Genomic DNA, 8359 nt, shown 5'->3' with positions numbered 1-8359 from the left:
CGGCAGCATGATTGCCTCGGACGTTCCACTTAAAAATCTCAGAAAACTGTCCGAAGGAGTGAGGCCACCTCTGTATACGACCGAACCGGTGCGCAGGGAGCGGTGTCGTTGCGGGTACGATACGGGGCACGTTTGGTTGCCCATCAGTTTATCTTCAAAACAAGACTATTATGATAAGAAGGGTTATCACTATAGGTATCGAACGACTCATCTTTTGTGACATCGATCCTGGGATGACGGCGGTCGGACGCATAGGCAGACGATGCAAGACACGAGGATGAGCGCAAGTGCCCGCAAGGCGGGCGAGGGCTGATGGGCGGCCGCTGCGTTTGTGGCCGCTAGCAGCTGGATGCGGGGCCGGCTATCGACCCTGAGCAGCCTGTCTGACCATCGTGACACGAACGACCACTACCGAAGCCAAACCGACGTCCGTAGACACCGGAGAGCCGCTGCTTCTCGGTGCGGACGTTCGGGAAGATACTCGTTGCGGCTATCGAAGTGCAGCGCCGACACCTGCGCGCCGGCCGTGTGCCATGGCGCTACGCCCGGGTGACGCTTCGGCCGGGCCGCGCGTGCCGATGACGCTGAACATCAGCTGATCCATCTCCTTAATGATGTCGGCAAGGACTGTCGTAATGACCGCGAACTCGCGGCCATACGAGCCCGCGCGCGCGGCGGCGATGCGCGCATTCAGCGCGACGATGTTGGCTTGCATTGAGATGCTGCCCAATTGTTCGGCGATGCTCGCCTGACGTTTGAGCGCCTCGGCCTCGATGCCGCGCATTTCGTTCTGGTATGCGAGCGTAATCTGCTGCAGCAGCTCGAGCAACGGAGTGGCCTGCCTGACGAGCGCGTCGACCTGTTCGTCCGTGGCAGCGCTGCCCGATTCGAGACTCGCGAACACTTTGGCCGTGTGCGCGATGAAGTGCCGGACATGCTCGTCTGCGCGCGGGGTGCCGAAATAGAGTTGCTTCAGCGCGCCGGAGAACACGCCAGGTAACTGCTCGTTGCCCTCGACCAGATCGGTGTGTGCATTCGCGAACATGGCCGCACTTTGCTTTGCGACGTCCAGTGCGGCATCGTCTCCGCGCGAAGCAAGCAGCACGTGCAGCACGATACGTTGCGACAGCATCCGCTGCCGGCCGGCCAGATTGATGAGCTCGCCGATCGCTTGTGCCGAGACCGGGGCGTGAGTCGAATGCGTCTGTCGTTTCATGTGTTGGAAGGTGTAGGGCGGAGATCGCCGATGTGTCGAACCCCATGGGAGTGCAGTGCGCATCCCGGCTCCTCCTGTCATCGAGACAAAAAAAATCCCGGAGCGACACGCGCACGAACCGATCGGCCGATCAGCGCAAGAGTCGCTCCGGGACGCCATTGCCCCGCATCCGCTCGTAAGAGCGTAGGGAAAACTGGTGAAACGCAACGGCCGCCGTTGGCCAGTATCGGATCCAACGCAATACCTGTGCCAATTCGTGCTGCCTCGTGCCCGCAGATGGGCCGACGCTCGCGACTCGACATGTCTGCATTGCGCAAAGCCATGCCGCCGTTAGCGCATCGGGCAAGCGTAAGCCATTTCATTGCCGGCTCTGGGGAGCGGCGGTTGAAAATCGATTGGCGCCGAAGTGAAATGAAGGCGAGTCACGCGTGTTGCGTGCGGTGCAGCAAGAATGGAGATGGTGCAATTCAATGGTGTGCTGCACCACGATTGCACACCGGTTGTCGCGCGCTTTAATTTGCCGGCATGAAGAAAGGGGCCTCTGCAAGCTATTGCCGAAACATTTGCGGTCGGGTTAGCGCGCGTCGAGGTCGCTTTCGGGACCTCTGGAGCACCACGGCCGGCTGATGGGTGTGCGCGTCACTGCCAGCGGATGCGTGCTGTCGGCCATGAACTGCCGGTCGATTGCATACCGCGGCGGACATTCAAACGGTCGCTCCGCCTTGTTTAGGAACGTTCAATCCACTTTCCTCGTCGCCGTGTCGTCGGTCTTTCCTGTCGTTCGCCGTACTCCATCAATTCGATCGACAAACGTCCCGTTTGCCAGCCTTCTGATCAGAATCGGGGGTCAGTCTAGCCGAGCTCTTCTCTGACGTCCTCACTGGTAAGCAGACCACTTTTGCAAAATAATCGCTGCATCCCGTCGGGCCCCAAAGTCAAAAGATTGGGATCACGTAGTTTCGCATCGATCATGGTGACAAACGCGTCGGCTTCAACAAGACAGACCTCACTGATGTCAGTCTCCATTTTGAGACTGCGGATCAGATCATCGAAGTCATCTTGGAAAGAACCGGATACCAAAACATAGTAAAGATTTCGCAGATGTCGGCGCCTTTTCAACTCTCTGCTTTGCGTCGTTATGTATTCGCGAATAGTCCGATCGTCTGTGCCCATCTTGTAGCCATTCTGCCTTGCCTTCGCATCCCAAAGAATCGCGTACGAGTGGTCTGCCGAGATTGCCAGACCGTCCTGAATACGACCTTGTCCTTGCCCTTGAAGCTGCGTGTCATAACCGAGAATGGTGAAAGCCGCATGCACACTTTTCTCGAACGCACGAGAAATACTGGTACCAGCGGCCTTTGCCAGAGCTTCTAATGACGGGTCATTGTTGGCTAGCAGGGGAATGATGCTGATAATCGGAGGGACATAGCTGTCGGGTAGCTGTAACGGCGAAGCTATTCCATCAACGACGAGTTTCGATTCGGGTTCTTGTTTCGTGACACCCGTGATCGTTGCGGCAGCGACCGACACCACAGCGGGCTTCTTCGCGTACCACCACACATGTTCCACGTCGTAGAGCGTGACAGGTTGCCCAAGTTGCTGCCGAAACAGGTCGCGAATTTCAGCGTCAAGATGAACGTAACCTATATAGGCGTCGGCCAGGTCTTCCGTCGGTTGGTAAAGGTTCAGGTCGGATAGTATTTGTACGCTGTTCGTGTAATACACGGGCCACTGGTCAGGGGCTTGAATCTGCCAAAAGTAGCTAAGAAAGAAGGGGATACTTGAGGGCTTTGGCCGCGAATGCTTGCCGCCTCCGTTTGCAACGTGTTCTTCGCCAGACCGCCGAACGTAGCTCGCGAAATTCCGAATTCGACTCCTTGCTACAACTTCGTCAGAAGGTAACTCTATAGCCGATTTAAGTTCCGCAGTTAGTTCATCGACATCAGCACATGTATTGTAAAGCAGATTGAAAAACATCTGCCCTTTTATGCCCTTAAAGCCCCACAATTCGTGGCGCTTGTTGATACGGTCGACTTCTGTCTTAAAAGTGCCAAGATCCGTAGATCCGCTGAGAAATTGACCGAGCACTGGTAACAATAGCTGGTCGATGACCTGCTTTCGATTTTGATCCAATATAAGACATTCTTGAACAGGCGTCTTGCCTGTCTCCGGGTTGGCGGCGGCGGATCGAAAACTTTCAAGCTCTCGAAGTGCGCGCGATTTTTTGCTTTCGTCCAGGATGGTCATGGCAAATTGTCCCGGTGATATGCGGATTGGTCGCTGTAAAGTATCACTTTCACGGTGCGTAGTCACGTTTTTGGGGCGGCACGTGGTCAAGCCAAATCCCACCATACCGACCTTTGGGCTTTACAGTGTTTTTCGACGATTGAAAGCGGGCATTCATCGTCAATACCCTGCAGTTACGGCCGTCCGCAAAGGCTGATCGACGCGCCAAGGGACTCGCAGGAACGAATGACCGTTGTACGGTGGAACCTGCTGATTCGGCGGAGGTAACTCCGTCGTCCGCTTCGGCGGCAGCGGCCAGTTGCGCTCATTCGACATCGGCGCTTTGATGGTCGACAATCGTTGTCACATGCGTTGTCCCAACCACCAAGACAATGTCCAGGCCTACGCTACGCCTCATCGACCGTCAGCTTTCGAACAACATAGACCGGCTGCAAACCGTGCTGGAGGGTGCGCCAGGTTATAGCCTGGCCGTCGAGGGAAAGTGAGCGTCGATTTAGAACGTCTGCTTCTGCTTGCACGCGCGTCCATTGCACGAACGCGCAGACTATCGAGCGGCCCGCAATTTCTGTTCCTGATCAGCGCAACGGGAAGCAGTCTGACTCGCGCTTCCAGTTCGCGCAACGACCGGAAGCCAGGGCAAGATCTGCGCGAGCACGGTGAGGCACATACCCCAGAAGGAAATAGCGCTTACGTAGTGTTTCCGATCGGACTGCTTTGCGTTGGTCTAGGCGCGTAGCTCGGCGCCGGTCGCCTGGGAGTTCCGACGCCGAAATATCTGCTTCGCAGTGCTTCCCTCGTGCTCGGTGTTTTTTCGGCGACGGTCGCTCTGTCGGCCTTGCGTTGAATGACGGAAAAGATGAGAGTGTCGATCCGAGTCGAAAGAATGGGCCCGCAGAAATTGCACTCAAGTGCTTTGAGGCTACGTGGACGGTGCCCGAGGGGAAAGCTGACCAACGTCTGCCATAGCATTTTTGCTTTGGTCCATGAATACGCCCTTTTTTGGAAGCAAGTGCAATGAACTCATCGAAAAGTGATTCGAGCCGACCCGACGTGCTGATTATCGGCGGCGGGCCCGCTGGTGCGACTGCGGCGGCCTTCCTGGCGATGAATGGACGCGACGTTGTGCTCGTGGAGAAGGAAGCGCATCCGCGCTTCCATATCGGCGAAAGCCTGCTGCCACGTAACCTCGACATTTTCGAGCGGCTCGGCGTTCTGGATCAGGTACGAGAGATCGGTGTCCATAAGCCGGGTGCAGAGTTCGTCTCGGACCGTACGGGCCGTAGCTGCGCGTTTCCGTTCGAAAACGCACTGAATCGGGACCGTACGCACGCCTGGCAAGTACGGCGTGCGGACCTTGATGCCTTGTTGTTCAGACACGCCGTCGCGCGCGGGGCCGAGTGTTTCGAGCGTACTCGTGTCACGGGAGTCAAGCTGGACGATGCCGGCGGACGTCACGTCGTGTCCGCCCAGGACGAATCGGGCGGCACCCGCGAATGGCATCCCCGCTACGTGCTCGACGCTTCGGGCCGTGATACGTTTCTCGCGTCGCGGATGAAGGTCAAGACCTCGAACAAGTACAACAACACGGCGGCCGTTTATGCGCATTTCACTGGCGTAACGCGTCGGGAAGGTGAACTGGCGGGCTACATCAGCATTCATCTTGCGGAGGATGGCTGGTTTTGGCTGATCCCGCTGCCCGATGACACAATGAGCATTGGCTTTGTCGGCAATCAATCGGCGTGGAAGGAGCGCAAGGGAACGGCGACCGATTTGCTGTCCGAGCGCATCGCTTCGAGCCCGACCGTCGCGGCTCGCGCTCAAGGCGCACAGCGCGTATCGGACGTCTACAGCACGGCCAATTACAGCTACCGCGCGCGCGAAGGCAACGGGAACGGTTTTCTGATGATCGGCGACGCCTACGGATTTGTTGATCCGATGTTCTCGACAGGCGTACTGATGGCGATGACTGGCGGAGAACTCGGCGCCGAGGCCGCCAACGTTTGGCTCGACGATCCGGCACGAGGAAAGAAGCTTGCGCAAGCAGTCAACAAGGAACTGTCAGAGGCAATGGATCGGATCAGTTGGCTGATCTATCGAGTGAACGATCCTGTCATGCGTACGCTTTTCATGGCACCGTCCAATCGCTTGTGGATGCGAGACGGCGTCGTCAATCTGCTGGCAGGAAATCTCCGGGGGAGCTGGCGCGCTGCACTCCCGGTGATGTGCTTTAAGGGCGTGTATCACGTGCTCTCGACACTGCACCGCCGCGGAATCGAGATTTCGCTGCCGGAGATGCCCGCACCTCGAACCTGATCGGACTGGATTCCTGGAACCGCTCAGCAGCGGCCGTTTGCCGATTGCGCATCGGACATTGCCGAAAGCATCAGCGACGAACCGCAATGGGTAGGATAGCGCCCGTCGGAAAAGGCGCCCACTCAATCTCCCTTCGCTTGAAAGGAGCTTGTCATGGAATCCAGGAATGTCGTCGTTGACGCCCGCGTGCCATGGAACAAGGGCAAGCTGCACCGGGCAGAAGCCGCCGCTAAAGCTACGAGAAATCTGGTCGATCCGGACGCGACTTCAGATGGCATCGAACCTTCGTGAGCTCGCGCTGTTCAATCTCGCGATTGATAGCAAGCTCCGAGCGTGTGATCTTACGCGGTTGCTGGTCCAAGACGTTCGCCAGGGAAGCCGCGTGGTGTCCAGAGCGACCATCATGCAGCAGACGACCCAGCGGCCGGTGCAATTCGAGATGCGCGGTGCAGTTGCTGCTAGGACATACGAAGCTGGAAAGCACGGTTCGCTATCTCGGCATCGAAGTCGACGATGCGCTTGAGATGGCAGAGCAGATGGAGGTTTGATTGCATCGCGGCCGGCGAGCGGTCGCTTGCCGGCCACATGCGGCCGTTCGCCCCGCAGCATTCAGGACACGCGACCGGTTGAATCCGCCCCAAGAACCGGACGTTCGACTGAGCGACGGTAGGCGTAATCGTTCACCTCGACGTTCTACGGAGAGGCGGCCTGTAACCAGAGCACACGGGCTCTGATGCCCGCACTGCAGGATCCGATCGGGCGTGCCGTAACAAACAGCGGTTTTCCTGCGCGAGTAACGAAATTCCTGAAAGATCGAAAAATCGACATCGGGCTCGCAGCCCCGTGCCTGCTTTCGTTTCGCCGTCGGCAGGCCGGCGGCTGACTACGCTGGTCGTCACGCCCAAAACGAAGGCCTCCGACTCCGACGACGTGCGAGCCGGGCAGCGTCCGATTGAATGTCTGCACGGGCAGCGCGATTTGATCGTCAGTGTCCTTCTTTTTTCGTCTTCGGTTCTTGGAGTTGGTGCTGCGCGTCAGGCCCGCGTTGCGCCGGCGCCCGCGTACATGCGTCCGGAGGCGTTACATAGGGCACGTCCTTGCAGCAGCACGCATAAACCGGAAATCCGTACGCGTTCGTCCCGATGATGGTCGTTGGCCCGTGCAGCGGGCAAATCGCTTTCATGGCATCTCCTGAAACTCGTTCGGCGATTGCTTATGTCGTACATGCAACTCGTCAGTTCGCACAGCTGGAACCCGTACGGGCCGCGACCCTGCGAGACCCTCTCTGGATCCCGGCGGCCGGGCTGCCGATCTGAGATCCCGTTGGTTTCAGTTAATTCGAGCAGGTGCGCGTCGTCAAGGAAGTCCATGATTTGGCGGAGATAAGGCTCGACAAAATCCCACGAGCGTCACGGGCCTTAGGTAACGACGCCCCCTGGATCGGGCCAAGGAAAACCCGGAGCAAGTCAGGGATGCACTATGTAAATACGACGCGAGATAGCGTCTGGCATTGCGGCAGCCCAGTCGTCGTATTCACGTCGGCTACAGCGTGTCTGACCGACAACCGGCGACTGCGCAAATCTTCCTTCCCCCGTCATCGGTGAAAGTATTGGACACGTAGCATCCGAGTGCAGCAATTTCCATGCAAGGGCAGTCTTTATTGCATCGCTTGCACCTGCCCGATGGACGACCGCTTCACTTTCGAAAGTTGCCATTGCTTCCGCCGCGCTCTGAATGACGGCAATGGGTCGGGTAGCGACCACTGCTTCCACTGTGAGACGGCGCACTGGATCTCCCTTCAACTGGAAGGAGATCATCATGGAAACGCAGAATGCTCGCGCAGCCAATCGTGTGCCGTGGAAGAAGGGCAAACTCACCGGCCAGAAGCCGTCGTTGAAGCTTCCGGAAATCTGGGCGATTCGCACCCGGCTCCAGATGTCTTCGAACATTCGCGAGCTGGCTATGTTCAATCTCGCGATTGATAGCAAACTTCGGGCATGCGATCTAACGCGGCTGCAGGTGCAAGACGTCTGCCAAGGCACCCACGTCGGATCGCGGGCAATGGTCATGCAGCAGAAGACGCAGCGACCAGTTCAGTTCGAGATCACGGAGCAGACTCGTCAGAGCCTTGACGCATGGATTAGGGCGCGGGAATTGAAGTCTACCGACTATCTATTCCCAAGCCGATTGCATGCGTCGCCGCATCTGTCGACACGACAATATGCCCGAGTGGTCCATCGGTGGATCGCATCGATCGGACTCGACGATACGGCGTACGGCACCCATACCATGCGCCGCACCAAGGCTTCGCTGATCTACCGGCGAACGAAGAACCTTCAGGCGGTGCAACTCCTGCTCGGACATACCAAGCTGGAAAGTACAGTGCGCTACCTCGGCATTGAAGTCGACGATGCCCTCGAGATGGCGGAGCAGACCGAGGTCTGACGGCAACATGGCCGGCGAGCGGACGCTTGCCGGCGCATGAAGCGCCGTTAGCCTGCATGCTCATTCGGACACTCGAGCGACCGCTCCAGTCGGCAAACGGCCGTTCCGATGAGAATGATTCAGATTCCGTCATCTGCC

Annotated in this window: 4 protein-coding genes and 1 pseudogene; 3 read left to right on the top strand and 2 right to left on the bottom strand. The window is 57.9% G+C overall.

All coding sequences use genetic code 11. The annotated features are described in order from the left end of the window. Positions 1–490 precede the first annotated feature (490 nt). A complete protein-coding gene (locus tag DIE06_RS37070) occupies positions 491–1216 on the bottom strand; it encodes a type IV pili methyl-accepting chemotaxis transducer N-terminal domain-containing protein (protein ID WP_124665657.1) in 726 nt (241 codons plus the stop codon). An 852-nt stretch (positions 1217–2068) separates the two neighbouring features. After that, positions 2069–3463 (bottom strand): hypothetical protein, encoded by a 1395-nt coding sequence (locus DIE06_RS37065; RefSeq protein WP_124665656.1) that lies wholly within the window; start codon positions 3461–3463, stop codon positions 2069–2071. Positions 3464–4477: 1014 nt separating this feature from the next. Here DIE06_RS37065 and DIE06_RS37055 point away from each other — a divergent pair. From DIE06_RS37055 to DIE06_RS37040, 3 genes and pseudogenes are all read left to right on the top strand, one after another. Beyond that, positions 4478–5776, top strand: a complete 1299-nt coding sequence (locus tag DIE06_RS37055) for an NAD(P)/FAD-dependent oxidoreductase (protein ID WP_124665655.1) — start codon at positions 4478–4480, stop codon at positions 5774–5776. A 153-nt stretch (positions 5777–5929) separates the two neighbouring features. Continuing rightward, a pseudogene (locus DIE06_RS37050) lies at positions 5930–6324 on the top strand (integrase). 1270 nt (positions 6325–7594) lie between these two features. Continuing rightward, positions 7595–8221: a tyrosine-type recombinase/integrase gene (locus DIE06_RS37040; protein ID WP_124665653.1), complete on the top strand. Its 627-nt coding sequence runs from the start codon at positions 7595–7597 to the stop codon at positions 8219–8221. Positions 8222–8359 lie beyond the last annotated feature (138 nt).

The organism is Burkholderia sp. Bp8998, from assembly GCF_003854235.1.
Taxonomy (GTDB): domain Bacteria; phylum Pseudomonadota; class Gammaproteobacteria; order Burkholderiales; family Burkholderiaceae; genus Burkholderia.
This window is presented reverse-complemented; position numbering and strand designations above follow the sequence as displayed.

Bases quoted from the DNA above. Each gene is read 5' to 3' on its own strand.
- DIE06_RS37065 (WP_124665656.1), bottom strand. From the start codon at position 3,463: ATGACCATCCTGGACGAAAGCAAAAAATCGCGCGCACTTCGAGAGCTT.
- DIE06_RS37055 (WP_124665655.1), top strand. From the start codon at position 4,478: ATGAACTCATCGAAAAGTGATTCGAGCCGACCCGACGTGCTGATTATC.
- DIE06_RS37040 (WP_124665653.1), top strand. From the start codon at position 7,595: ATGGAAACGCAGAATGCTCGCGCAGCCAATCGTGTGCCGTGGAAGAAG.
- DIE06_RS37070 (WP_124665657.1), bottom strand. From the start codon at position 1,216: ATGAAACGACAGACGCATTCGACTCACGCCCCGGTCTCGGCACAAGCG.